Consider the following 25,962-nt stretch of genomic DNA (forward strand, 5'->3'; position numbering starts at 1 on the left):
CGGATGGATTCAAAAATATCTTTATACATAATAAAACCTCCAGAATAAGTAGTGTTAATAATTACATCTACCTATTCGGAGGTGCATTAGCGTCATAATTCCGATTGCGGAAGAGACTGAAAAATGTTATTCTTATCATAGGCAGTGGAGCTTTCTTAGTTCAGTTGTTTCGTGTGGTAACTTAACAATAACGGATTATGGAAAGTAATTCCACTGCTTTTTAATAAAAATAAAACTGCGCCACAGCCTTGGCAGGCCATCGCGCAGCGATTTTGTTCAATCGGTATTTGGCGATTTAGTAGATCCCGATAGATAAGCTTTATAGGGAACAGAAAATTTGAAGTTTACAGCGAGGTAAAAGTTTATGAATAACTATAATGAAGTGAAAAAATCATTTGGTACACAAGCAGAGAAATTTGCTTCATATCATATGTCTAAGGCAGAATATACCGATTATTTGATTCGTAGTATTCAGGCAAAGGGCAATGAACATGCATTGGAGGTTGCTGCTGGAACCTGTATATGTGGAAGAGCAGTGGCTCCTTATGTTAAGGACATTACTTGTTTGGATTTGACAGAAGCAATGTTGGAGCAGGGAAAAAAACTGGCAAAGCAAGAAGGTATTCAGAACATATCATTTGTATCGGGGAATGCGGAATGCTTACCTTTTGAAGATGAAACATTTGACCTTGTGATTACAAGACTTTCATTGCACCATTTTGTTGAGCCTGAAAAGCCTTTTCGGGAGATGCAACGAGTTTTGAAAAAAGGTGGAAAACTTGTTATTTGGGATATGGTAGCGACTACAGAAGAATTGCGTGAAACTAATGACGCTATTGAAACGATGCGTGATAACTCACATACAAGAATACTTAGCAGAGAAGAATTTGAAGCATTGTTTGAGGATGCTTTTGAGCTTCAGCTTGAAGAAACAACACTTGTTCCTGTAAATCTACAAAGTTGGATGGATTTGACAAGTACACCAGAGGATATTCAAAAAGATATTATTGATAAAATGGAATACGATTTGAATGGTGGAGATAAAACAGGTTTTAATCCCTATATCAAGGAGGGACAAATATGCTTTGACCATAGGTGGTTATTGCTGATTGGAAAAAAGGAAAACTAATCCCCATTTATCAAGAAAAAGAAACTTTCAGTTTATAGAGTTAAAAAATATAAGTTAAGGAGGCATGTATTATGAAAAAAGTAATCTATCTGCTTGTATTATGTATGGTGCTGGGAATGGCTGGATGTGGAACGAATCAAGAAAATAAAGAACCTGTGTCTGGAAATGTGTCCGTAGAAACAGAAAATAAAGAAAATGATGATGTAGTACAAAATGAGCAAATAGCAGATACTGGCTCATATCCTCCATGTGTTATGGTTGATGGTGTTATATATAAAGACACAGGATATGTAGCGTCAATGCCTGGTTGTGGAACAATGGATGGAGAAATTGTGTCAACAGTGGCAGGGACAGAGTTACCATCTGAAAATAATCAATCAAATTTCGGAAGCGGATATCATTATCAAAGGAGTTCTGAAGGTCAGCTCATAGTAGTCATTGATGACGAACGAATCATATTTAGAGATATTGAAAAAGATGATACGTCTATTCCAATAGAGGTTATCAATTTTAATGCAAAAGTAAAAGAAATTACCGATGATGGAGAACTTCTTGTAACGCATGTGAGTACAGCTGAAGGCTTTTGTCAGATGAATGATGGAGAGTATTATGTATCGGCAGAAAATTTAGCGGAAGATGTTCAGGTGGGAGATATCGTTACAATATGGTCTAATGGAATGATTCAAGAAACATACCCTGCTCAATTGGGGGTAGTTTATAGAATCATTAAAACACAATAATTAGTCAAATTCTAATTTATCAGAAAATGAGGAATAGTTGAAATAGAGGCGCTATAATAACATGAAGATTGAAGGGAACCAGAAAGAACTGGATGCAATGGTAGAATTTCATAAGGGAAACCGTGTCGAGGGACTGAGACTGCAAGAAGAATTTGCAGCGGAATTTCGTAAGGAGTATAAAGACAAAGATCACTGTCCTTGCCTAAAAGCCTGTCGTTATCACGGAAACTGTAAGGAATGTGTAGCAATCCACAGAGCGCATCAGGAACATGTTCCTAATTGTATGCGACCATTGATTAATAAAAAATTGAAATTGATGTCAGAATTAACAGAGCATACCTTGGCAAATGAAATAGAAGCTCCACATGAGATTTTAAGAAAATAGGCAAGTCAAATTCCAGTTGATATTTCACATATTTTAGGAAATTTAATAACTGTTATATTTGATTATCAAATTCTTCGCAAACCCTTGAAAATACTAAGTTTGTAGCAAGTGAACTTTCCCTTACTCTTTCCCTTGTGTTACATTTTCCCATTGCTTTTCATGAACCTTAATATGGGAAAAATTAAGGGAAAGAAAATTTCATAACACAATATAACATATAACAATAACGACATGGTGAACTGATTGAAATGTTTTCGATATTTAACTCTGTAACTGATTATCAAAAGAAAATGGAGATAAGATACGATGAGAACAATTTATGCAGAATATAATATAAACCACGATAGTATTGATGTTTACACAAGTGCTGGATATATGCTTCGCATTGATTGCTGGGAAGCTGAAAAAAATTTAAAAACCACATATGGATCAGAATGTGCGCTTACTTCATTGGCTGTGGATGAGCCTTTGGAATATGCAAGATTATATCTTGATGGCAATTTACAGATGTGGGTGGATACAGAAGATTCATTAGAACTTTATTAAGCAAGAAGTGAGATAGTGTTGTAGGGAGTTTCCTGTAGTTAAAGATACCACACCCGATATGATGAACCCACGCTTATACACTACCAGCTATGATAAAAGAAAGGACAGCAATTTGACACTGCTGTCCTTTCTTTTATAAAATTGCAGTACACAGAAAAAAGCTGTAAAATGAAAAATATATTTGTCCTTGTAACAATTCTCGGACATTTGCCTGTTATACTATCTGCAAAAAGAAAAGGAAGTGATAATATGAAGCATATTTTAATTGTCGAAGATGATAATCTTTTGAATAAAACGCTTACTTATAATTTGGAATTGGACGGTTACACAATAACTTCTGTTCTGAATGCAAGGACAGCCGCTGAATCATTAAAAACAAACATTTTTGATTTGGTATTGCTGGATATAAATTTACCAGACGGAAATGGTTATGACCTATGCCGTCTTATCAAGCCAGAGCATCCTGATACAGTAGTTATATTTCTAACTGCCAACGATCAGGAAAGCAATCAGATACGGGGATATGAAGCTGGTGCAGTGGATTATATCACGAAACCTTTTTCGATTAGTGCTTTGCAGCGAAAAATCAAAGCCATGTTCGCTATGTTGGAGCATCACAAACCAGCTAAGGATATTTACGAGGATGGTAGCTTGTTTCTGGATTTTTCGGAACAATTTGCAAGTTTGAACGGGAAACCATTAGCACTTTCTGCGATGGAATATAAAATGTTGAACCTATTTCTTAAAAATCCGAAGCAGGTACTTACTCGCCAACAATTTTTAGAAAAACTGTGGGATGTTGATGAAAAATATGTAGATGAACATACCCTTACTACTTCTATCAGCCGTATTCGCAGTAAGATTGAAGCGGATGGCGACACATATATCAAAACGGTTTATGGTATGGGGTATCAATGGACAGGAGGCGAAAAGAAATGAATCTGAATAACCTTTCTGCTAAGAAAATTTGTAGACTGGTTAGTGCTGGCATGGTTTTCTCTATGCTGGTAATTACCGGTATTTTCGGCGGTATAATGCAGGATATACGAATTTTTATAGTGGGTGGAACATTGACACTCTGTGCGTTTTTCTGGATTTGGCTATTGGTGCTGATTTTTGGAAAACGCCTTTCTCATTTTACTTCTAATTTGTGCCGGACGCTGGACAACATGATTGATGGAAACGAGGAATTACAAAAGTCAAATGATAGTGAAACTCTTTTTGCCCGTATCAACCACCGCTTAATTCGGTTGTATGAGATTATGCAGAAAAACCGGCACAAGGTAGACATGGAACGACAGGAGCTTCAAATGCTGATTTCTGATATTTCACATCAAGTTAAAACGCCTGTCAGCAATTTGCAAATGGTAACGGACACACTTTTAACAAAGCCTGTTTCAGAAGAAGAACGGATGGACTTTTTACAAGGCATACGTAGTCAGACTGATAAACTGGATTTTCTGTTCCAAGCACTGGTTAAAACGTCCCGGTTGGAAACCGGAGCAATACGATTAGAAAAGAAAGACAGCAGCTTATTCCATACGCTTGCACAAGCCATGAGCAGTATTGTATATGCCGCAGAGAAAAAAGAAATTGCTGTATCCGTGGATTGCCCGGAAAATTTGATAATCTCCCATGACAGCAAGTGGACAAGCGAAGCCCTTTTCAATCTGCTGGACAATGCAGTAAAATACACTCCGTCAGGTGGAAAGATTTCTGTATCAGTGGTTCAGTGGGAAATGTACGTAGAGGTCAAAGTGACCGACACCGGCAAGGGCATTTCAGAAAGCAATCAGGCTGCCATCTTCCGGCGCTTCTATCGTGAGGAAGAAGTACACGATCAACAGGGTGTGGGAATAGGTTTGTATTTGGCTCGTGAGATTGTAACAAGGCAAGGGGGCTATATCAAGGTTGTTTCAGAGCTGAGGCAAGGCTCAGAATTTTCTATTATGCTTCCTGTAAGGTAAGATATAACCACTTTTTTTGAAATGTCCGAGCGTTGTAACATTTCACTCTGATTTTCGATAAAAATTTTTTCTATCTCGGACATTTGTGTAACATTTGTGGTTTACAATGGCTTTATCAACAGATAGAAAGCCTTGAAAGGAGCATTTGAATATGAGCATTTTACAAACAATCGACTTAAAGAAGTATTACGGCACAGAACCAAATATTACTCGTGCCCTTAATGGTGTAAATTTTACTGTGGAACAGGGAGAATTTGTTGCCGTAGTTGGAACTTCCGGCAGCGGTAAGTCTACATTGCTTCACATGATGGGAGGACTTGATACCCCCACTTCCGGCAGCGTGATTGTACGGGGAGAAGAACTCGCAAAAAAGAATGATGATGAATTGACAATTTTCCGCCGTCGTAACATCGGATTTATCTTCCAAAATTATAATCTGGTTCCGATTTTGAATGTATATGAAAATATCGTCCTGCCTGTGGAACTGGATGGCGATACAGTAGACCAGAAATTTATGGACGAAGTTGTGTATATGTTGGCTTTAGAAGATAAACTGGAAAATATGCCGAACAATCTTTCAGGCGGTCAACAGCAACGTGTAGCGATTGCACGAGCTTTAATTACGAAGCCTGCGATTATCCTTGCTGATGAACCGACCGGAAATCTTGATAGCAAGACCAGTGCAGATGTGTTAGGGCTTTTGAAGCATACCAGCGGAGAATTTAATCAGACCATTGTAATGATTACTCACAACAACGAGATCGCTCAACTCGCAGACCGCATTGTACGGATTGAAGATGGTAAAATTGTTGGCTAAAGGAGGTGGGAATTATGAATTATCCTTTTGAAAATGATACCAGTGCAGTAATTAAAAAATTAGCACGAAAAAGTGTGCGTTTTGATAAGAAGAAAAACTTATTTTGCCTTTCGGCAATTATTGTAGCCGTTGCTATGATAATGATGTCGTTGCTCACAGTGCAAAATATCATTTATCAAAATCAGAAAGAAATCGAAGGATTACATCAAGGGATTTTCTTTGACATTACGCAGGACAGTAAAGAAAAGTTGTTAGCAAACGAAGAAGTAAAAAGTGTAGGACTTTCCTGTAATATCAAAACAGTGAAAGAAAATTCTAAAGAACTGTCTCTGATTTATTATGATGATGACATGCTTAGTTTGATTCCTGCCTTTGACGGAAAATATCCAGAGAAAGCAAGTGAAATTGCTGTTACAGATGCCTTTTTTGCCAGTGAAAATAAGTCTCCGGAAATCAACGCCATAGTTCAGTTGAATCTGGATGGTACTTTGAAGAATTATACTATTGTTGGTATTTATCATGATAAAACTTCTACCGCTTATCCTGTTTTTGTTTCACTTGAAAAATGCCGGGAATTACGTGGAAATAACCTGCTTAATGGATATGTTTGGCTTGAAAATGCAGATACCCTTACAAAAGACGAAGCAACAGAAATATTATCTCAAATTTCAGAGGAGACTGGACTGAATAATTGGACAGTCAGCAGTTACTATGATTATGTAAATACAACTTTGTCCTTCAGTAATTATGCGGTATATGGTGTAGTTGCTGCCATTTTGTTTTTAGCTGCCGCACTTGTAATTTACAGCATTTTCTATATTTCGGTTGGACAAAAAGTTGCTGAGTTCGGACAGCTTCGGACAATAGGGGCAAGTAAAAAGCAAATTTATAAAATAGTTCTTAAACAGGGTTATATGCTTGCAGTTCCGGGGATTTTAATTGGTAGTATCATGGGAACGATCATCAGCTATTGTCTGCAATCAAAAGGCTGGTCAGTATTTGCATTTATTGTTTCTCTATGTGGCGCATGCCTTTTTGGAATACTGCTTGTTTATATTAGTGTTCGTAAACCAGCAAAAATTGCAGCGAATACTTCTCCAATTTCCGCCCTGAAAAATCCAGTGGGAATTGTAAATTACCGCACTCACAAAAGACATCGTATTACGCCTGTATATTTAGCGAAAATCAGCTTTTCCAGAAACAGAAAAAAATCTCTATTGACCATTTTATCATTGGGACTGTGCGGAGTTATATTTTTCCTTGCAGCAAGTTATCAGAGTTCTTTTAATGCCGAGAGTATGGCTCGTTATTGGGATATGAAGTACGGAGATTTCAAAATCAGCATTGATTTAGAAAACGAAAGTGAAAATTTGGATGCTCTCTTGCAGAAAGAATATTTTTCTGATTATGTAAAGCGTGTTGGAGATATAGAGGGAGTTAGCAATATATTTACTTATGCTACCGTACCAGTTGATTTCTCAACAGACAATGATATTTCAGATAGCACCTTGATGCTCGGCTATAATGAAAAGGATTTGGCGTCGCTAAATGCAGCGGTTTTGTCTGGAAATATTACTGATGATACAGAATTAGTTGTAAGTGATCCCGAACGTATTTATGATGTTTACCATTGGAAACCTCAAATTGGGGATACTGTGACCTTTAATTTCAAAAATCATAGTGGTAAAACAATAACAAAAGCATTCAAAATTGGTGCAATCACTTCCAGCAATGATGGAATGGGTGGCTATATTTTCAGAATGCCGGAAAATATGCTCAAAGAACTTGCAGGTTATGACTGTACATACGCAATCGAAATACAAGCAGAAGCTGAATATCAGGAGATAATCGAGCAAGAACTCAAATTACTCGTTTCTGACAATAGGGATGTTCGCTTACAAACCCTTCAAGATTTTATTGTAGAACACCAATCAGACAATCGTGCAGGTTTTACATTAGCTTATGCGATTGCAGCCATCTTGTGGATATTTGCGGTCATCAATCAAATCAATCTTACTGTGACAAATCTTTTATCACAGAAACAGGAAATGGGCACACTAAAATCTATTGGTATGACAAATAAGCAGTTGAAGCAAGCATTTATGATGGAAGGTCTTTTTACTACTTTGATTGCATTGCTTATAACTGCTGTTGTTGGAATCCCCGGCGGATATGCAATCGGTATATTTTTGAAAAATGCAGGCATGTCTACGGGATTTGTATTTCCGGTTGTTGCTTTTACTCTTTTTGCTGTTGCTATGTTTATGCTTGAAAGTTTGATGACAATATTGCTTATTCATTCATGGAAGAAGCAATCTGTTATTGCAATAATGCGAAATTGATGATAGAAAGCTTTTCATATCTCGGTCAGCTCCACAATTACATTACTCTGCTGATACAGCCAGTCCGTAAATTCTTTCGGGCTGGCTGTTCCTGTTTTTACAGCCTTTTTTCTCTGTAATACTTCTTTTCATACAGTAAATTTTCACTAGGCTGGTATGGAGTAATTTTACTGTCTATACAGTAAGTTGAAAATACTAATATGGTCTTTTTTCTAACCAAACTTTAAGATAACATCTAATTCCAACATATGCGCCCTGCGAAAGTACGAAAAGCAATAGAAGATTTACTGACAGTACTTTTTTGATTGATTCTCCAAAATAAATGACAATAGCAACACTTGTCAGTATCATTAGTAGAGTAATAACATCCCAACAGTTTTTCTTATATAATTCTATAACCTTTATTTCTATCAGTATCGCCAGCATCCCTGTTCCTGCCATACATATTCCTACAATCAATATTAGCAATAACCAATATACCATTCCGGCTATAAAAGCATTTGGAATTTTTGTACTAATCTGTGCCGCAGAATGCCCGGCATCAATCGTCCATCCGACAAAGGTTTGTATGAATGATGCTAAATCATTGAAGAATGATTTACAATCGACAAGGAACATATCTGACTGTACTGCCTGAAAAAGAGTGGTTGTCAACGAATACCATGCAAGAAGGAACAAGGTTGTTTGGAACATTACCGTTTTTGCTTTATACTGTCCTGCAAGTCGCTCTTTTTGTGTTTCGTATTTTGCTTTTGCATTCTGATAGGCTGTCCGGTTACAGGCTTCACATTTTTCATAGAGTACCGGCTTTTCTACCGGTATTTCTACGATTTTCTGATGTGTCCGGGCATAATCCCGTTCCTGTGTTAAATAGCATATTTTATCTTGACATTCCTCTATCATGACGTTTGCGCTTCGCAACTTCTCTTTCTCGATCCGCAATGCTCTGTCTGCCAGCTTCAAGTCGTTCTTTAATGCTTGAATATTCCCGGCTCTGTTCTCTTTGTTTAATTTCTCGTTCAAGGTCAGAGATTCGCTGAGCTGCGTCTTCAGTTCCACGATAAGCTGTTCTTTCTGTTCTAGTTCTTCTTGTATCTCCTCGGTCAAGAGCAGAAGTTCTTCCAACTGTTCGGCGTTCTTTGATTCTCTGGATTCGTTCATCTATATCACGTCCTTTCTCTATCTGCTGTTCCAGTTCAGCAATTCGGTGTTCTGTTTCAGTAATAAACTGTTTTCGCTGTTCAGCTTCTGTGCCAATTTCTGCCATTGCTGATTTTCGTTTTCCAAAAGCTCTATCTTCGTTTTCTGTTCTTCCATCTTGGAAAGCAGTTCCTCGGTATTTGGCAAAATGTTGAGCAGCTCGGATAACTCGTTGTTTAATTTTTGTAATTTCTGATTCTGTTTTTGCATAAGAGAGAGTTGAGTGTCCCGGTTCTGCATTTCCAGAATCATTTCTGCCATTAGGTTCTGCTGTTCTTCGATTTGACCAATCATGGATTCCATTAAGGGTATAATTTCCCGGCTTTCTTCTAATGTCATTTAATCGCTCCTTCCATAATGATAATGCACCCGATACTTTCCCAAAGGTGTTTAGTATCTTTTGCAATAACGTGTTTTGTTGTTTTATGATTTGATTTTCCGCTACTTTCCACGAGCCTTTTATTTCCTGCCCGGCAAGAAATTTTTGTTCAATCTTTCTTGCGTCAGCACCTTCATGGATGGTAGGAATCTGGAGTTTTCCCTGTTTTTCATAAGAACGGTGATCAACCTGATTATGCAAAGGAAGATGTTCATTACACACCTTTGCCCACTCACTCCGCCACAGCTCACAATTTTTGGGATTGTTCCATCCAGTAGCATCGGTCAGCACCCGTTTCCATTGCAGGCGGTTTCTTGCACCAATCTTCTGGATTCCGTTTTCGTCTAATACAGGGATACGGATTCCATGACGGTCAGGGTTTTTCTTATCCTGCCACCAGTCCGGGTGGGATTCGTCAATCACGATATTTCCGCTTTTATCTCTGACAAAATCCCAATCCTTGACTTCTTTCTTTCCCCAAGAATGGTTCGGGTTAAAAGGTCGCATCGTCAGAAGCAGGTGGACATGGGGGTTGCCATCCCCTTTGTCGTGGATACTCCAATCAGCACACATTCCCTTATCCACAAATGTTTTTTGGATATAGTCGGATGTATATTGAATCTGTTCCTGTCTGCTCCATTCTTTTGGGAGGGCAAATTCAAATGACCTGCCAAGTTGGGCATCCGCACTTTTTTCAATCTTCAATACCTCATTCCATAATCTTTGTTTCTGAAATGTGATTTTGAATTTTTCTAAAGCAGCTTCTTTATCTTCTGACCTTTTGTAGCGGACAGATTTTTGAAAGCGTTTTATATTTTCTTCTGGTACTATCTGCCATTCAGGAGGTGCGTTTTCACACATCATCAGACTGGTGTAGACCACTTCTTTTTTAGAAGTGTAATAACTGATTCTCCCGGTTTCCTCGTTTTTCATCACATCCCCATTGAGATATGCGGAAGCGGAGATAACAGATTTCCCTTTACTTCGTCCGACTATTTTGATTGTGTAATGAAAAATCGCCATATCTGGATTCCTCCTTTCTGCACATCCGGTATAGATTTCCGGCAACATTGATTTCGATTTTAGAAAAAGCAGCATTGCCAGAACGCCCTCTGCGTAAGAGTGCCCTGCGCATAGCAGCCTGCATGGAATGCGCCTCTCTGGCGAAGAGTGCCTCCTGTGGCATGAGCAGGTCTGGCTGAAAGCCCCGCCGACGGAACGAGCCCGGCAAGCGTGAGCGCAGACCGGTTGCCACTTGTGGCAAACTTATTGGGACGACCTCTGGTTGTCCATAAGTGCGCCCTTCATGAAAAAGCAATGAAGGGAATGAAAAACTCATCCCATCCGCCATTACACTTCCTCCATATCGGTATTTGTTTCTTTCTGCATTGCCTTTGAGAAAAATTTCCCATTGGCTTCCTGCTTTTTCAGAAAACCAATCAGCTTTGGGATGTCTTCCTCCTCAATAGTCGCACCAAGAACGGATTCCACCGCACCGCCAACCTGACAGAGCCTATGGGTTCGTTTTTTACTTTCTTCGGCTTTCTTTCGTTTTAGAAGTTCTTTCTTCTGTGCTGCATATCGTTTTGCTTTTTCAAGGCTTTCCTGTTCCTTCTTTTCCATTTCAAGCATTCGTTCTTCATAACTTTTTGTTGATTTTGCCATTCTTACATTCTCCTTTCCTTCACAAACATAAGTTCTCGGTTGCGTATCAGAAGAAGCACATGGTATAATCTTCTTGCGTGTAGGTATATCATGGCTTCGGTCTGATAGAACCTTTGGCGGTTTCTTCGGAAGCCGCCTTTTTAATTTGCCGCAGTTCTTGTTACGGCTTTTACATTTCCTCTATCCCTCAAATCACGACCTTCATTCGCTTCCATAAACATTTCCAGAATATCGGTTTTAATCAGGACTTTGCGACCAACCTTTAATACTGGAAGTTTCTTCCATTCTACAAGCTGTCTTAAGGTATTTCTGCCGATTCCCGTATAGTCAGCAGCTTCTTCGATGGATAATGCAATTTTTCTTTGCGTCATATAATCACCTCCTTATAAATTGCATTATGCAATTCTTGTGATGTAAGTATATCCTTTTCATATCTTTTTGTCAAGCGTTACGAAATATCAAAAACAAACTTTGTGTTGCATATTGCAATTTCAGAAAAACAATGCTATAATTCATACATACCGAAAAAGGAGGCAGTCAGCATGAAAGATAAAGAACTACGCAAGCTGATAGGCAGCAGAGTAAAACAGCGCCGTCTGGAATTGAATCTGACACAGCCTTATGTCGCAGAAAAGATGGGGGTTACCGCTTCTACAATCCTGCGTTATGAGAATGGTTCGATTGACAATACGAAAAAAATGGTGCTGGAAGGTCTTTCGGAAGCACTCCATGTATCTGTGGAATGGCTCAAAGGGGAAACAGATGAATATGAAACCGACATTACGGATAAGAGAGAGTTACAGATTCGTGATGCGATGGGAGATATTCTGGAACAGTTACCGCTTGCCCTTACCAAAGAAGAAGCTGCTTTTTCAAAAGATTTATTACTGCTGATGTTAAAACAATATGGTCTGTTTTTGGATTCCTTCCAGTTCGCCTGCAAAAATTTCAAGGGGAATGCTGGTCAGACGGATATTGCCAAAACAATAGGGTTTGAATCGAATGAGGAATATAATGAGATTATGTTCTTAAGGGAAATCACTCCTACCATCAATGCTCTTAATGAGATGGCAGACGTTGTAAGGCTCTATTCCAAGAAACCAAAAACAGCAGAACAAAGGCTTGCAAATCTTTTATCAGAAGTCTTATACGAAGATTCCGAATCGGTATAGTAAGACAACCGGAGTTATGATATACTTACACGCACGAAGCATTTCATCAGTTCCGATTGTCTAATATCGAAAGGAGATATACGATTATGGCAAAAGGATCTGTAAGAAAAAAAGGAAAGAAATGGTACTACCGCTTCTATGTAGAGGACGCAAGCGGCAATCTTGTTCAAAAAGAATGCGTTGGAACAGAAAGCAAAAGTGAAACTGAAAAGCTGCTCCGTCAGGCAATGGATGATTATGAAAAAAAGAAATTTGTTGCCAAAGCGGAAAATCTCACAGTCGGACAACTTCTGGATGTGTGGGCAGAGGAGGAATTAAAAACAGGTACGCTCAGCAATGGTACTGTGGAGAATTACCTCGGAACAATCCGAAATATTAAGAAACACCCATTGGCAGAACGGAAACTGAAAAATGTAACCTCTGAACATTTGCAATCCTTCTTCGATTTGCTTTCCTTCGGGGGAGTTCATCCCGATGGAAAAGAGAGAAAGGGGTATAGCAAAGATTACATCCATTCTTTTTCCGCAGTCATGCAGCAGTCCTTCCGTTTTGCAGTATTTCCAAAGCAGTATATTACGTTCAATCCCATGCAGTATATTAAACTGCGGTATCAGACGGACGAAGTTGATTTGTTTTCGGATGAGGACATGGACGGAAATATCCAACCAATTTCACGAGAAGATTATGAAAGACTGCTTGCGTATCTTCAAAAAAAGAACCCAGCCGCAATACTTCCAATCCAGATAGCCTATTATGCCGGACTCCGTATTGGAGAAGCCTGCGGTTTGGCATGGCAGGACGTAAATCTGGAAGAACAATGCCTTACCATAAGACGCAGCATCCGATATGATGGTTCAAAGCGCAAATATATCATCGGACCAACCAAGCGGAAAAAAGTGAGGATTGTTGATTTTGGAGATACGCTGGTAGAGATTTTCCGTAATACCCGGAAAGAGCAGTTAAAAAATCGAATGCAGTACGGAGAACTTTATCACACGAACTACTACAAAGAGGTCAAAGAGAAAAACAGAGTGTACTACGAATATTATTGCTTAGACAGAACAGAGGAAGTCCCGGCAGATTATAAAGAAATTTCTTTCGTCTGTTTAAGACCGGATGGTTGTCTGGAACTTCCAACTACTTTGGGAACTGTTTGCAGAAAGGTGGCAAAAACATTAGAGGGATTTGAAGGCTTTCATTTCCACCAGTTACGTCACACCTATACAAGCAACCTTTTAGCAAATGGAGCTGCCCCAAAAGATGTGCAGGAACTGTTAGGACACTCAGATGTAAGTACCACAATGAATGTCTATGCTCACTCCACAAGAGATGCTAAACGAAAATCAGTTAGGCTTCTTGATAAAGTGGTAGGCAATGATTAAAAAAATTCCCTTATTTCCCTTGTGATTATCTCATAAGGGTAAAAATAAGGGAAACTACATATCATTTCACTAATGGACAGGCGGGAAAGCCTATAAAATGGGGAAAGTTAGAGAGATAATTATATAAATTCCAGTTTGTCAATTACAAGTGACATTGAAAGAGTCAGCCCATTCAAGGTGCTGGCTCTTTCAAAAATTCCATTCTAATAAATTGCATGATAACTTAGAGTAAAAATGAATACCCATTAGCCGGAAATGAATAGAGAATGAATAAAAGTGTGGTGTTTCGTATAATTATGAGTTAGTATGCATCAGACACACTTTTGTAAAAAGGGAGTTTTTGTATAATATGACAGGTATTTTCTAAACAAATCCTAAATCATATAACTGCAAGCAGTATCGTACCTGCTGTGATACAGACGGCACCGGCTGCAGATCTTTTATTTAACTTTTCATGGAATACGATCGTACGGATTGCTGTTGCTACATCGGAATCTGTTTTACGGATGCCGCATTTTGCCAGAATTGCTGTGATCCCCGCAAAAAATGAGGAACCGATCGCATAGATTATCCACATTGTAAATTTCTTCCCACTACTTTTATCCACATTCTTCCCGGATCGTTTCTATAAATTTGCGTACCGCCTGCCAGTTCACTTCGTATATTTTTACGTTTCGGTAAGATCAATGGCTTATCTAAAAGATCTTCTTTTTCTAGTTCTTTTACGGTATTACCAAATCCGCTGCCACCAGAGGTTGCAAACAGAATGATCTTTTTACCTGAAAAATCATAGCTTTCCAAAAATGTATTGATGATCGTTGGTGCTACATACCACCAGATTGGAAATCCTGCATCTGTCAAGACTGGGACAAAAAAATTTAATTTTTCTCTATACCTATTTTATCAAACCCTTACTGATTTTTAAAGTACAGAATCGTTTATCACTATTAACCTTTTCGTTACTACTCAATAAAAGCCAGCGGCTTATACCCACTGACTCCCTGTATTACTCATTTTGTTTACTGCACTGCATTTTGGATAAAGTTCTCACCCTTAAACACAACCTCTATATCTCTGTCATTGTATATGAGCATCTTATCAATTATATTGGAAAGCACATCCCCATCATACTGCTCCAACATACTATACTGGGTTAGCTGTTCTATCTTCTCCTCTGCGTCAGGCTCCGGCTTAGCCGCTTTATCCTGCAAATCCGATATTCTGTCATACTCTGCTTTAAGCTCCCTGATCAAATTTTTCATTAGACTCCTTCTGATACTCTAATTGCCTTAATTCCAAGCTATTCAGCTTATCAAACATCAAAGCATTTTCAGTCAGAAAGCGTCGCATTTTCACAAAAGTATTCATAATATTTACACTTACCTGAATAGCTTCGTCACTTCTTAAAACTGCTGACAACATTGCTATTCCCTGTTCCGTAAATGCATATGGTAAATATCGCCGTTCACCTTGGGATGATGTATTCCCTGATTCTTTGTTTGAGGTCGCAATTTGCGACCTCAAACAAATTGTACCTTCCTTATCTCACATAGTTAATCAGTTTCGACCTCAATTGACAGATATTTTCCTCTGATTCTCATGTTTCTTGGCTTCTGCAATCTTTTCATGGATATTGGTGTTGTACAACTTATACAAATCTAAGCTGTGCTTCTGATACTCCGATAACCTCCGCCATCTTTGAACTGTCTGTGTTCGCCTGCTTTAAGAGAGCTACAAACTCTGAGTTTGCAAGCATTGTTGTCTTTTTGATTTTTCCCCGTCTCTGAATATCAAAAAGAGTAAAACTATTCCAACCCCCAGAAACATTAATGCCAGCAGTAAAACTCCCAGCAACGGAAACCGGAAAATATAATCCGATGGATTTGTAAAACACTCATTAAAGTTTTTAAATTCAAATCCCTGATATAATTTTGCAAATAATGGCATCAAACAGGAAAGTATTATTCCTATCACTATGCAGCCAACCGAAATCCCTTTCCACAGGGTATTCCTGTGTGTCGTATCCGTCTTTTGAATCTGTTCATCCTTTTCGCTTTCGCTATCCATCTCATTATTCATCAGATAATCTAACGAACAGTCAAAATATCTTCCTATTTTAACCACATTTTCCATATCCGGAATTGTTCCCATTTCCCATTTAGAAATAGCTTGTCTTGATACATTCAGTTTTTCTGCCAACTGCTCCTGCGATAATCCATTCTGTTTTCTTAATTTCTGCAGTTTTTCTCCAAATTTCATAGCATATCAATCTCCTCTCCTTTTCGGTATGATTAAAGTATAGCTCTTTGTCTCATTTTATCTACCATCCAGACCTTGCAAACCTGTAAACCAGAGTTGTCAAATATGCTACTTCCACTGAATACCACATAAATCAAGATATTCCATATTATTTTTGAAACGAAGCGATGACCTGCCTAAACTGCTCTAAATCCTGTTCATCCGGATGTGAAACTGCCCTGTCAAAATTTTTTATCATAGCATCAATGTTCGGAACTGGCAGTGGACTATTCTTCATTTTCATATATCGCTCCCTCACGGAATTTGGCATTTTCCCCTGACACATATAGCTGCCACGCAAAATGTTACTGCGATCAAGATTTTTTTCTACCTTTTTCAGAATCTTATCAAAGTATTCCGTATCACCTCCAAATCCGGCTGTGCCGAACAAAAATACTTCTTTGCCTTTGATTTTTTTCAAAAAAGTTCCTATCTCAGCGTTACAATGTCCCTTGTCCGTCCAAAATCCAACATAATAACAATCTGCATCCAAAGGAGCTGTCTCCGGAGAACCAAAATATTTTATTGTTTCTTCCGGAAGGACATTACGGATCTCATCAGCTAATTGCTTTGTATTACCTGTTTTACTACTGAATACAACTGCATTTTTCATATTTTTAATTTCATGCAAACATTCTTTTTCCATCCTTTTGCCTCCATAAAATCCAGCTTACAAATCCATTTTGATTTGCATAGGCACAGTATAGCATAATTACCGTGCCTATGCGATAACTTTACTGCTTCTTTCGATATGAACTCATTTTTTTCACCGGCACTTCCGCTTCTCCAAGAAGCTTCAATACTATCTCAAAGTTTCGCTTTGCAGGCTGCACCTCAAGCCTCACATAATAAAAGATGGACTGTAAGAATAACCCTTCTGCTTTCTCCCAAAACGGATCGCTCGGTGTGGAGCCCTTTGGAGTAGTATTACTGATAAGGTTTGTAATCAATTTTACCACATCCGTTTTTTCTCGGATATAAGAAAAAGGGTTGTAACCGTCTGATTTTTCCATCTCTAACAGATTGATGACTTTTACATTATATCCGTTATCCTTTAACATCTGCCCACAGCTCCTTAGTATCTCACCCTTTGGATCGGTACAGATAAAGGAACAGTTATGCAGCATCTGCATAAGATTCGGCTTTACTTCATAAAATGTCTTTCCTGCTCCGGTGGAATTTCCCCAATCATCATTTCTGCCAGTTCGGCAGGCATTCCGTCACTTATAAACATTTCCTTCATGACATCATTCATGCTTTCCGTATTGTCTGCATAACTGCTTTGCATAATTTCATAAAGTTACCCATACTATTTCAAATGCTCCTCAGCATCAGATGTAGGAATATCATCTGAATGACTAAAGAAATATTTTTCCAGTAATTCCTCATATAGCTTGTCACTTTTTGCCTTTGTTTTCATAAGGCTGTATGTGACTGCTACCGCAAAAATGACTAAGAACCAAATTAATACCTTACTCATTCGACCACTCCTCTCAAATAAAAAAGAGGACTAAATGTTTCAATGTAAAATTGTACCTAATCTAAGTACACAGATTCACTCCCAGAACGATCGTGGACATCTGCGATACTGACTCGGATTTTCGGTTTTGATATAACAGCGCTGCCTTATCCTTACCGCTAAATTGGTATAAAAATAAGGACTAAATTAGTGCTAACCCCTTGATTTTACTGGGTTTTTTCTAACTTGTCCCAATTATAACTCATGTCTAATGCTTTTATTTTTCTCTCTGCCATGCCCAAAAGGCATGGATATATTTTGTGACCTTGCTTAAGATCTGACTTCACACAAGCTGCCATCAGATACCTAAGTTACTCTGCACTTAGTTTCACAAGTGTAAAGTCATGACCTGTTTTTTCAATGAATTTTTCAAATACATCTTTACTCTTGATCCTAAGGCTCGATGTATTGATACATGGGTGGCATCCGACATATTCAGAATGAAACACATCTTCATCGACTAAGAGCCTGACATGATGTTTTGTATCATTCATCAATCCCATCACGCTGACAGAACCGGGCGTGATATCTAAATATTCTTCCATATACTCTTGCGGAGCAAAGGACAGTCTTGGACTGTTGATCTGATGTGAGATCTCTTTTGTCTTGAATTTTTTATCTCCACGTATCATCAGCAGATAAAACTTTGTTTTCTGGGTATTGCAAAGAAACAGATTCTTACAGATCACCGCCGGTGCAAGCATTGCATCGATTGCTTCACATGCTTCCATGGTTTCTGCTGCTTCATGGTCTATCCTTTCATATGTAATTCCCAATTCATCTAACAGGTCATAGACCCGGATTTCTTTCTCCAAACGGCCATTGCAGTTTTCCGGTCTTCCAGTTACGAGTTGTAATTCCATTTTTGTGTGCCTCCTGTGGATATCTTTTTCTTTTCATTCTTCTTAAGATTCGAATGTCAAAAGGCGGCTCACAACTTAGCAGCTGGCAGATTGCACAAAGCCGAGGCTATTTTTGTGACTTTGGGAGAAAATTAGTAAATCTTAGTCTGCCTGTTCATGTATAGTGTTTTGCTGCCATGGACGGCAGCAAAAGTCTTAATGCCCCACGGACGGAGCATTTAAGACGTACACGTCACTTTGTCACAACCTAATTCAGGCAGACTTAGATTTTCTTATTTTCGTACAACGGAACAAAATAGACTCGGCTTTGTACAATCTGCCAATCTAAAAACTTAAAGCCACCTTTTGACACTCGAATCTTCTTATAAAGCAATTTTAATGATTTGCTGAAATTATACTGCCTGATGCTGTGGAAAGTCAATGATCGTGTAAGTGTGTACACATGACCTGAACACTTGCTGTTACTGTTCACTCCGTGAGCAGTAACTCGTGATTTTTATGATTTAAGAAATTCTTAATTGTATCTGTGCATATTCTGCGGTATGATACAGCATATCAAATAGATTCCGAAAGGAGCTTTCATTATGAAAAAGAAAATTTTGGCTAATATACTTATGATAAGTATTCTCTTTGCCGGCTGTGCAAAGCCGGTTTCTAATACGGATTCCATACCATCACAGGATACGGAGCAGGTCGATACCACTGTTTCCGATACACAGACGACCGATACGGAAAATGCCACAGAACAGACACCTTATGGTATTTCGATCACAGAACTTACGGAAGATACTACCTATTATTCTAAGACCGATCCTTCTGTGCAGGTATTAAATGGCTCTGCTTCCTATCCGGAGATTTCGATTGCAGATCATGCTGATATTGAAAAAAAGATCAACGATGCGATCAAATCAGAAGTCGATACTTTCTGGACCTTTGAAGAAGAAAATTCCGGCTATGCCGACAGCGAATACCAGATGACGCTTGATAATGCTGATACTGAATTTGAACCATATTCGGCTGAGTTTTCCTATGAGACAAAACGCTGTGATGATGCGATACTCTCGATCGTATTCAAACAATATGATTATTCCTATGGTGCAGCACATGGCAACTTCTGGAGTTATGGGATCACTTTTGATGTAAATACCGGAGAACGGTTATATTTAGAAACGTTGAGTGATGATTATACATCTTTTTATCAGATGCTTGTAAAAAACTTAAATGATCAGGCAGTTTTACCGGCATATGAAAATTTTGTATTTTCTGATTTTGCATCAGATATAGAAAGCTCTCTGTTAAAAGATTCTGCTTCATGGTATTTTGACCGGAGTGGTCTCTCCTTTATCAGCAACCCTTATGTATTAGGTTCCTATGCTGCAGGCACTTTTGAATTTAATATCCCTTATGACCAGCTGACAGGTTTAAAATCTGCCTATGCTTATAAGGGACCGTATATCTGTAAACTGTTTCCGGGAATCTCTGTATCACATGATGTCAATGGTAACGGAAGTGCTGATGAGATCTGTTATTCGTTAAATGTGGGGGATAATATGGATTATTCTTCTGCATCGGCAGTTTTGACGATCAATGGAACGGATTTTTCCAGGCAGTTAGATGACTTACATCTGACCTATCCATGGACAGGTGCTTATTATCTGATAGATGTGGATTCGGAAGATTCTTATGTGGAAATCGCAATCTCGAATGAAAATTATGACAACCCAAAAGGAACCTGCACACACTTCTTCCGTTACGATACTTCCGGCGAGCTCATTTATCAGGGCAATGTTGCTGGTATCTTTAATGAAGATATGCAGGTCCGTTATAATTCAAATGGCAATCTGATCCTATGCGACAGAAATGGGGAGCCGGTGCAGTAAATTCTAACTTTTACGCATCTAACGTCAACTCTCCATCTACGATCTTTGCGATCCGCTTTGCATGAGTTGCCACTTCAAGATCATGTGTGATCATCACGATCGTATTGCCCATATCATTTAACCTCTGAAACAGCTTGAGCACTTCTGTACCGCTGTTTTTATCCAAGGCTCCTGTGGGTTCGTCTGCTAATAAGATCGCAGGCTGTCCCACAAGTGCCCTTGCGATCGCCACCCTCTGCTGCTGACCACCGGAAAGCTCACTCGGGCGGTGCTTCATCCGTTTTTTCAGTCCTAGCATTTCAATGATCTCAAGGCTTTCATTTTTGGCATCTTTTAATTTCATTCCACGCATTAAAAGCGGCATGACGATATTCTGCAATACATTATAAGTAGGGATCAGATGATATTTCTGAAAAATGAATCCGATCTTTTCATTCCGTATCTTTGTCAGTTCACTTTCCTTTGCCTTATGGATGATCTCTCCATCTAAAACATATTCTCCACTGTCAGCATGGTCCATGCAGCCGATCACATTCATCAGCGTACTTTTTCCTGATCCAGAGGGTCCTAAAATGGCAAGATAATCACCTTGTTCTACAGTCAGGGAAACGTCTTTTAAGACATGAAGCTGATTCTCACCCATCTGATAATATTTGTTGATATGCTCAAGTTCTATAATTCCCATGATCTCCTCCGTTACTCTGCGTTTAAGGCTTCTACCGGTACTAATTTTGACGCTTTAAATGCCGGATAAAATCCGAATATGGTTCCTGTAATGACTGCAAATCCTAGTGCAGCTAAAAATGCTGTTGCTGATAATTCTACCCTGACATCAAACTGCTGTACAATGGGTGTGATCAAAAGGCTTGCCACAATACCGAGTACCCCGCCTAGAAAACTGATTGCAGAAGCTTCTAACAGAAACTCTAACAGGATATTTTTTCTTGAACAGCCGATTGCTTTTAAGATTCCGATCTCATTTGTCCGTTCTTTTACAGATACAAACAAGACATTCATAATTCCGATTCCGCCAACGACAAATACGATGACCGCCATTGCTACTAAAAGCATCGTCAATATCTGATTCGATGCAGATGCCGCCTCCATCTTGCTGCCCGCATCGGAAAATGTAAATTCGGAATTTGGATAGCTTTCTGCTAATACTTCCGTTGCCTCTGCGATGACTGTATCGATCTGTTCTACATCTTCTGCAATGATCGTTAAGGTAGGACTGACATTCTCGCCGACGAGATATTTGATTCCTGTTTCATATGGAATAAAAATCGTATCATCCGGACTGATGCCGGAAGACACAGAACCCATTTCTTCTAACACACCATCTACGACATAGATCCTCTGGTCAATATATAATATACTTCCATATGCCTCTATCGCACTTCCGAATATTTCTTCCGCTACGCCAGCTCCTAAAATGCAGCTTTTTTCTTTGTTCCCGTTATCTTCTTCACTGATAAACTCGCCAACGGATAAAGTCAGATTACTCAGACTCGCATAATTTGCCTGTACACCTGCAATACTATAGATGGTTTCTTCCTCTAAATCTCCACCGTCTACACCAGCTCTTGTGGTATAAGAGATCGTTGCATCCGATATATCGTTCATGTTCTCCAAAAGATACTCTGCATCTTCCTGTGTCAGTGTGACCTGTTCTAAATCTGCTGAGTCATCCATCGACGCTCCCGGAAAGTCCATACCGTCATCCGGTGGCGTAAAATTTTCACCACTTGATGCATCTTGACTTGGCATTTTCATTCCCTGTGGGGGTGTTCCCATGCCTGAATTGCCATCTGCATCCGGCTGACTGCCCGAATTTTCTCCGTTTACATTACCGTTACCTGAATTTCCACCTCCGGAACTGCCTCCGTCTGCATTTCCGTTACCTGAATTTCCACCTCCGGAACTGCCTCCATCTGCATTGCCACCTGTACTGTCCTGTGTTGGCGGCATACCGCCTCCACCAGAGAAATCTCCACCGCCGCTCTTACTGCTGCCCGAAGAACTACTGCCTTTACTGCCGGAGGAACTGCCACTCTTACCGGAAGAACCACCAGAAGGCATACCGCCGCCTCCATCCGGGCCGCCTCTGCCACCGGAAAATCCTCCGAATCCCTGCTGGGTTTCCACCTGACAGGAAATATCGATCGCACCTGCATTTAAGTTCTTAAACTGGTCTGCCACATCCATCTGACCACCTTTTCCGATTGCAATGACCATCACGATCGTTGCCGCACCTACGATAATCCCGATTGAAGTCATGACTGTTTTGAATTTGTTCTGTGTGATATTCTGCCAGACAAGTCTTAATAATTCACTGATTCTCATTCTGCTTTCACCTGACTTTCGATCAGAACGGTTTCACCTTCTTCTACACCATCTGAAATTTCTATATTTACACCATCGGAAATGCCTGTCGTCACCTGCACCTGCTCTATGCTGCCATCTTCCTGTTTTACTTTCACATAGGTATTACGATTTTCTGTGGTAACTGCTTTTTTCGAAACATAGCAGACATCTTTTGCCTGTGCCGCAATAAAGGTCACATTGCCTGTCATATCCTGATACACATCTTCGGTATCTTTGGTAAATACAACGGTCACATCATAAGATACGGTTGCTGTACCGCTTGAGGCAGAGGTATCGACTGCTTTTACCTGACCTTCATAAATCTTATCTTCATATGCAGTCAGGGCGATCTCAACGGTATCTCCTACATTGACTGCGGAAATATCTTCCTGCGATACAGATACTGTCATTGTCACCTCGGAGGCATCTTTATACACAGCCACATCTGTCGCTGAAGATAAAGTATCTCCTGCTTCATAACCGACAGAATAGATCACGCCGTCATGCTGTGCATAGATGATCCCATCTCCGATCAGTGACTCGAAATTCGTCAGGGCTTCACTAGCATCATCGAGATCATCCTGTGCTTCTTCGACTTCTGTATTCAGATCATACGTGTCGATCTGATATAAGCTGTCCGCATTATTATATTTAAGCATTGTTTCTTCATATTTTTCTTTTGCTTCTATACTTTTTGTGGTTTGGGAATTTTGTGCAGACTGTAATTTTGTGAGCAGAGAATTATAATTTGCCTGTTCCTCTGCTAATGCAGCACTGCATTTCTCCCCTTTCTGTATTTTCTTCTGATACTCTGCGATCTTTGCTGCTGAAGCATCTACATTTGCCTGTGCTTCATCGACTGATGCCTGCAACTGTGCGATCGTCGTATCATATTCTGACTGTGCCACACTTCCGGTTGCAACATTTGAGTTGTAGCTGTACTGTGCACTTAATTTTTCGGATTTTGCTTCTAACTGCGCTTTTTTTAAAGCAAGTTCTGCACTGCTTTTCGCATCTTCTAAAGTTTCTTTGTACTCGCTCACACTATCTGTTGTCAGTTTTAAGATCGGATCTCCGACTTTCACTTCCGTTCCGGTTGCAACATAGATCTCCTCTACTTCAAGTCCTGTATCGGAAGAACTTCCCGAGTTGCCCGAACCATTTGCCGAACTTCCGCCCATCTCGCCTTTAGAACTGCTGCCTGCACTCCCTGAATTGTCCGAACTGCCTGAAGATGAAGATGTACTTTCAATATCTTCTAAGGCTTCGATATCCTGTGTGATCGTTCCAATATCAACAGAACCACTTTCCGTCACACCCGATGTTAAGGTTCCTTTTTTTACAGTAGTTTCTTTATACATCACTTCCTGACTTTCATCTTTTGTCCGATTGAGCAGGAAAAAGACTGCAAGTCCTATGATCGCTGCGATCACAAGGATCATAAGTATTCTCTTTTTCCGTTTACTGCTCTGCTTTTTCATCTGGTTTTCCTCCTGCTTCTATCAGACATACGGTGTCTGCTGTAATTCCATCTGTGATAACGGTATACCGGTCTGTGGATTCTGCGATCGTCACTTTTGTTTCTACGACTGCCTGATTTTCATCATATGTTTTTACCGTCGCAAAATCGTCGTTGATATTGTCAAGTGCATCTGTCTGGATATAATCCACATCGGATAATTCTCCATAGGTAAATGTGACATATGCTGATGTATTCGCTGTAAGTTTTCCGCCACTGTTATCAAATGTTACGGTTACGGTATACGTTACATTCGACATACTGCCACCTGATGTTGCCTCTGCCGCAATGGAAGTGATCATTCCTTCTATATTATTATTGTCCGCTCTGCCACTCATTGTACGGATACTCACTGTATCCCCGACTGCTATTTTTGCAATATCTTCCTGTAAAACTTCTACTGCAACAGATAATTTATCGGTATCTGAATAGCTGACAAGAGATAGATCACTGTTTAAAATATCTCCTGCATCATAGGACACAGATGCGATCGTTCCGTCATACTCTGCCGTGATCGTACCCGTATCTAAAGCTAATAATGCACTCTGTTCTTCTTTTAAGCCGGCTAATGTATCTGCTGCCTCATCATACGCCGTTTTTAATGTTGAAACGGTATCTTTGTAAGTCACATTGGCATATTCACCCTCTAAGACAGCTGTATCATAGGTATTCTGGTTATCGATCTTACCTGTTGCTGCTGCATTGACTGCGTCTGTATATGCCTGTTCTAAAGAAGATAAGGATTTTTCTAAAGATTCTTTTCTGGCGGTTGCATCGCTGACCGCTTTTTCATAGGACGTATTTGCACTATTGTAGGCTTCTTTTGCTTTTTCTTCGGCTTCTACTGCAGACTGATAGTTGCTCTCTGCTTCTGTGACTGCAGATTTCTTTTCTGCTAATGTCTGATTTAAAGCAGATAATTCTGTCACCATCTGTGTAGTGGTATTGCTTTCCGCAGAAGATGAAACAGCTGTCTGCAAGTCTTGTATTTTACCGGAAACTGCTGCATATGCCTGTTCATAGGCTGATTTTGCGTCTGTATATACCGTTTGTGCCTGCTTAGTGACCTTTTGTGCTGCCTGATAGCTTTCCTGCTTTTCCGTAACACCGGCATCTGTATAATACGTATTCTGGTCGAGATTTGTCTGGTACATGCTGATCGCCGATTTCGCTTCATTTAATTCTGCTTCTGCCTGCGTGACCTTCTGTTCTAAACTGCTGTTATCTGCATCATAATTTTCTTTTGCAAGACCTGCGGTTGTTTCGGTTTCGGACTTCGTATATTCTGCTTTTGCCTTGCCTGCTTCATAAGCTGATTTTGCAGTATCTGCCGCTTTTGCCGCATCTGCAACCGCTTCTTCATAATATGTCTTCGCTTCTTCTAAGCTTTCCTCACTGATCTTATAAAGAGCATCACCCATTTTTACCTCATCACCGCTTTGCACATAACATTCTTCTACAGTAATATCTGTTTCTGCAGTGTCAAATGCCACGCTCTGTTCTATATTTCCTTCTGCGGTTGTACCTTCTCTGGTAAATGTGAGTAGCAGATCACCATGTTCTAATGTCACTTCCCGATAGGATTTTTCCGTTTCCTTCGCAGATACATTGATAAAATACCAGCCCACACTTCCTGCGATCACAGTCCCGCACACATAAGCTGCAATGACCGCATAAAGTTTCTTTCCTTTTTTCATTGCCTACATCCTTTCCGTAACTATCAATCTTCAATCTATCAGTCAGAATAAGAGTCTTATGTGATGGTCAGGTGATGAAGTTTTGAAAAAAAAAAGAA

Annotated in this window: 27 protein-coding genes and 4 pseudogenes; 11 read left to right on the forward strand and 20 right to left on the reverse strand. The window is 39.5% G+C overall.

Annotated features, from left to right (window positions below; genetic code table 11):
• The first annotated feature begins 364 nt into the window (after nucleotides 1–364).
• The 8 genes from H8S17_RS06330 to H8S17_RS06365 all read left to right on the forward strand — a co-directional run bounded on the left by H8S17_RS06330 (nucleotide 365) and on the right by H8S17_RS06365 (nucleotide 7,926).
• Nucleotides 365–1,129 (forward strand): class I SAM-dependent methyltransferase, encoded by a 765-nt coding sequence (locus H8S17_RS06330; RefSeq protein ID WP_023924069.1) that lies wholly within the window; start codon nucleotides 365–367, stop codon nucleotides 1,127–1,129.
• A 71-nt stretch (nucleotides 1,130–1,200) separates the two neighbouring features.
• Nucleotides 1,201–1,869, forward strand: coding sequence for a hypothetical protein (locus tag H8S17_RS06335; RefSeq protein ID WP_186866663.1), 669 nt, complete (start codon nucleotides 1,201–1,203; stop codon nucleotides 1,867–1,869).
• 61 nt (nucleotides 1,870–1,930) lie between these two features.
• Nucleotides 1,931–2,254 (forward strand): hypothetical protein, encoded by a 324-nt coding sequence (locus tag H8S17_RS06340; protein WP_004613237.1) that lies wholly within the window; start codon nucleotides 1,931–1,933, stop codon nucleotides 2,252–2,254.
• 306 nt (nucleotides 2,255–2,560) lie between these two features.
• Entirely contained in the window at nucleotides 2,561–2,800 is a 240-nt protein-coding gene (locus H8S17_RS06345; protein WP_006859036.1) for a DUF6061 family protein, read from the forward strand.
• Between the two features lie 249 nt (nucleotides 2,801–3,049).
• Nucleotides 3,050–3,739 (forward strand): response regulator transcription factor, encoded by a 690-nt coding sequence (locus H8S17_RS06350; protein WP_009265522.1) that lies wholly within the window; start codon nucleotides 3,050–3,052, stop codon nucleotides 3,737–3,739.
• On the forward strand, nucleotides 3,736–4,767 hold the full coding sequence (locus H8S17_RS06355; protein ID WP_006859034.1) for a sensor histidine kinase: 1,032 nt from the start codon (nucleotides 3,736–3,738) through the stop codon (nucleotides 4,765–4,767). Before H8S17_RS06350 ends, H8S17_RS06355 begins: the two co-directional genes overlap by 4 nt.
• Nucleotides 4,768–4,918: 151 nt before the next feature.
• Nucleotides 4,919–5,584, forward strand: a complete 666-nt coding sequence (locus H8S17_RS06360; RefSeq protein WP_006859033.1) for an ABC transporter ATP-binding protein — start codon at nucleotides 4,919–4,921, stop codon at nucleotides 5,582–5,584.
• Nucleotides 5,585–5,598: 14 nt separating this feature from the next.
• Nucleotides 5,599–7,926, forward strand: a complete 2,328-nt coding sequence (locus tag H8S17_RS06365) for an ABC transporter permease (RefSeq protein WP_006859032.1) — start codon at nucleotides 5,599–5,601, stop codon at nucleotides 7,924–7,926.
• Between the two features lie 195 nt (nucleotides 7,927–8,121).
• On the opposite strand, the gene H8S17_RS06370 is transcribed toward H8S17_RS06365, so the two are convergent.
• The 5 genes from H8S17_RS06370 to H8S17_RS06390 all read right to left on the reverse strand — a co-directional run bounded on the left by H8S17_RS06370 (nucleotide 8,122) and on the right by H8S17_RS06390 (nucleotide 11,541).
• On the reverse strand, nucleotides 8,122–8,829 hold the full coding sequence (locus H8S17_RS06370) for a DUF6040 family protein (protein ID WP_008394183.1): 708 nt from the start codon (nucleotides 8,827–8,829) through the stop codon (nucleotides 8,122–8,124).
• Nucleotides 8,807–10,528: a MobA/MobL family protein gene (locus H8S17_RS06375; protein ID WP_118049742.1), complete on the reverse strand. Its 1,722-nt coding sequence runs from the start codon at nucleotides 10,526–10,528 to the stop codon at nucleotides 8,807–8,809. The genes H8S17_RS06370 and H8S17_RS06375 overlap by 23 nt, the downstream gene beginning before the upstream one ends.
• Nucleotides 10,485–10,856 carry a hypothetical protein gene (locus tag H8S17_RS06380; RefSeq protein WP_118049741.1) on the reverse strand — a complete coding sequence of 124 codons (372 nt, stop codon included), beginning with the start codon at nucleotides 10,854–10,856 and terminating at the stop codon, nucleotides 10,485–10,487. The genes H8S17_RS06375 and H8S17_RS06380 overlap by 44 nt, the downstream gene beginning before the upstream one ends.
• On the reverse strand, nucleotides 10,856–11,170 hold the full coding sequence (locus tag H8S17_RS06385; RefSeq protein ID WP_008394181.1) for a hypothetical protein: 315 nt from the start codon (nucleotides 11,168–11,170) through the stop codon (nucleotides 10,856–10,858). The genes H8S17_RS06380 and H8S17_RS06385 overlap by 1 nt, the downstream gene beginning before the upstream one ends.
• A 140-nt stretch (nucleotides 11,171–11,310) precedes the next feature.
• On the reverse strand, nucleotides 11,311–11,541 hold the full coding sequence (locus H8S17_RS06390; RefSeq protein ID WP_004843519.1) for a helix-turn-helix domain-containing protein: 231 nt from the start codon (nucleotides 11,539–11,541) through the stop codon (nucleotides 11,311–11,313).
• Between the two features lie 171 nt (nucleotides 11,542–11,712).
• Between H8S17_RS06390 and H8S17_RS06395 the strand changes: the two genes are divergently transcribed.
• A complete protein-coding gene (locus H8S17_RS06395) occupies nucleotides 11,713–12,342 on the forward strand; it encodes a helix-turn-helix domain-containing protein (protein ID WP_118049840.1) in 630 nt (209 codons plus the stop codon).
• Between the two features lie 86 nt (nucleotides 12,343–12,428).
• Nucleotides 12,429–13,724, forward strand: a complete 1,296-nt coding sequence (locus H8S17_RS06400) for a tyrosine-type recombinase/integrase (protein ID WP_117569990.1) — start codon at nucleotides 12,429–12,431, stop codon at nucleotides 13,722–13,724.
• 460 nt (nucleotides 13,725–14,184) lie between these two features.
• Here H8S17_RS06400 and H8S17_RS17075 read toward each other — a convergent pair.
• From H8S17_RS17075 to H8S17_RS06450, 11 genes and pseudogenes are all read right to left on the reverse strand, one after another.
• Nucleotides 14,185–14,301, reverse strand: a pseudogene (locus H8S17_RS17075) (EamA family transporter); the annotation flags it as partial.
• Nucleotides 14,302–14,435: 134 nt separating this feature from the next.
• Nucleotides 14,436–14,573 (reverse strand): annotated as a pseudogene (locus tag H8S17_RS17080) (flavodoxin); the annotation flags it as partial.
• A 170-nt stretch (nucleotides 14,574–14,743) separates the two neighbouring features.
• Nucleotides 14,744–14,986, reverse strand: coding sequence for a hypothetical protein (locus H8S17_RS06415; RefSeq protein ID WP_243237992.1), 243 nt, complete (start codon nucleotides 14,984–14,986; stop codon nucleotides 14,744–14,746).
• Entirely contained in the window at nucleotides 14,961–15,248 is a 288-nt protein-coding gene (locus tag H8S17_RS06420) for an ORF6N domain-containing protein (RefSeq protein ID WP_243237993.1), read from the reverse strand. The genes H8S17_RS06415 and H8S17_RS06420 overlap by 26 nt, the downstream gene beginning before the upstream one ends.
• Nucleotides 15,249–15,293: 45 nt before the next feature.
• Nucleotides 15,294–15,486: pseudogene (locus H8S17_RS17085) on the reverse strand (hypothetical protein); the annotation flags it as partial.
• Nucleotides 15,456–15,983, reverse strand: a complete 528-nt coding sequence (locus tag H8S17_RS06425) for a helix-turn-helix domain-containing protein (RefSeq protein WP_178051310.1) — start codon at nucleotides 15,981–15,983, stop codon at nucleotides 15,456–15,458. The pseudogene H8S17_RS17085 and the gene H8S17_RS06425, both read right to left, overlap by 31 nt.
• Before the next feature lie 148 nt (nucleotides 15,984–16,131).
• Nucleotides 16,132–16,668, reverse strand: a complete 537-nt coding sequence (gene bilS, locus H8S17_RS06430; RefSeq protein WP_243237994.1) for a flavodoxin family protein BilS — start codon at nucleotides 16,666–16,668, stop codon at nucleotides 16,132–16,134.
• 127 nt (nucleotides 16,669–16,795) lie between these two features.
• A pseudogene (locus H8S17_RS06435) lies at nucleotides 16,796–17,197 on the reverse strand (type IV secretory system conjugative DNA transfer family protein); the annotation flags it as partial.
• On the reverse strand, nucleotides 17,167–17,310 hold the full coding sequence (locus H8S17_RS06440) for a hypothetical protein (RefSeq protein WP_186866827.1): 144 nt from the start codon (nucleotides 17,308–17,310) through the stop codon (nucleotides 17,167–17,169). The gene H8S17_RS06440 and the pseudogene H8S17_RS06435, both read right to left, overlap by 31 nt.
• Before the next feature lie 21 nt (nucleotides 17,311–17,331).
• A complete protein-coding gene (locus H8S17_RS06445; RefSeq protein WP_178051311.1) occupies nucleotides 17,332–17,502 on the reverse strand; it encodes a hypothetical protein in 171 nt (56 codons plus the stop codon).
• A gap of 350 nt (nucleotides 17,503–17,852) precedes the next feature.
• The gene (locus H8S17_RS06450) at nucleotides 17,853–18,404 is read right to left on the reverse strand and encodes a prolyl-tRNA synthetase associated domain-containing protein (protein WP_186866664.1); all 552 of its coding nucleotides are present in this window, start codon (nucleotides 18,402–18,404) and stop codon (nucleotides 17,853–17,855) included.
• A gap of 584 nt (nucleotides 18,405–18,988) precedes the next feature.
• Here H8S17_RS06450 and H8S17_RS06455 point away from each other — a divergent pair.
• Nucleotides 18,989–20,284: a DUF3298 and DUF4163 domain-containing protein gene (locus tag H8S17_RS06455; RefSeq protein WP_186866665.1), complete on the forward strand. Its 1,296-nt coding sequence runs from the start codon at nucleotides 18,989–18,991 to the stop codon at nucleotides 20,282–20,284.
• A gap of 10 nt (nucleotides 20,285–20,294) precedes the next feature.
• On the opposite strand, the gene H8S17_RS06460 is transcribed toward H8S17_RS06455, so the two are convergent.
• Genes H8S17_RS06460 through H8S17_RS06475 form a run of 4 tightly spaced genes read right to left on the reverse strand, consistent with a single transcriptional unit; the run spans nucleotide 20,295 to nucleotide 25,864 of the window.
• Entirely contained in the window at nucleotides 20,295–20,969 is a 675-nt protein-coding gene (locus H8S17_RS06460; protein WP_186866666.1) for an ABC transporter ATP-binding protein, read from the reverse strand.
• An 11-nt stretch (nucleotides 20,970–20,980) separates the two neighbouring features.
• Nucleotides 20,981–22,627, reverse strand: coding sequence for an ABC transporter permease (locus H8S17_RS06465; protein ID WP_186866667.1), 1,647 nt, complete (start codon nucleotides 22,625–22,627; stop codon nucleotides 20,981–20,983).
• The gene (locus H8S17_RS06470; protein ID WP_186866668.1) at nucleotides 22,624–24,129 is read right to left on the reverse strand and encodes an efflux RND transporter periplasmic adaptor subunit; all 1,506 of its coding nucleotides are present in this window, start codon (nucleotides 24,127–24,129) and stop codon (nucleotides 22,624–22,626) included. The genes H8S17_RS06465 and H8S17_RS06470 overlap by 4 nt, the downstream gene beginning before the upstream one ends.
• Complete coding sequence (locus H8S17_RS06475; protein WP_186866669.1) at nucleotides 24,110–25,864, reverse strand: efflux RND transporter periplasmic adaptor subunit; 1,755 nt, start codon at nucleotides 25,862–25,864, stop codon at nucleotides 24,110–24,112. Before H8S17_RS06475 ends, H8S17_RS06470 begins: the two co-directional genes overlap by 20 nt.
• Nucleotides 25,865–25,962: the final 98 nt, after the last annotated feature.

This window comes from Roseburia zhanii, from assembly GCF_014287635.1.
GTDB lineage: Bacteria > Bacillota > Clostridia > Lachnospirales > Lachnospiraceae > Roseburia_B > Roseburia_B zhanii.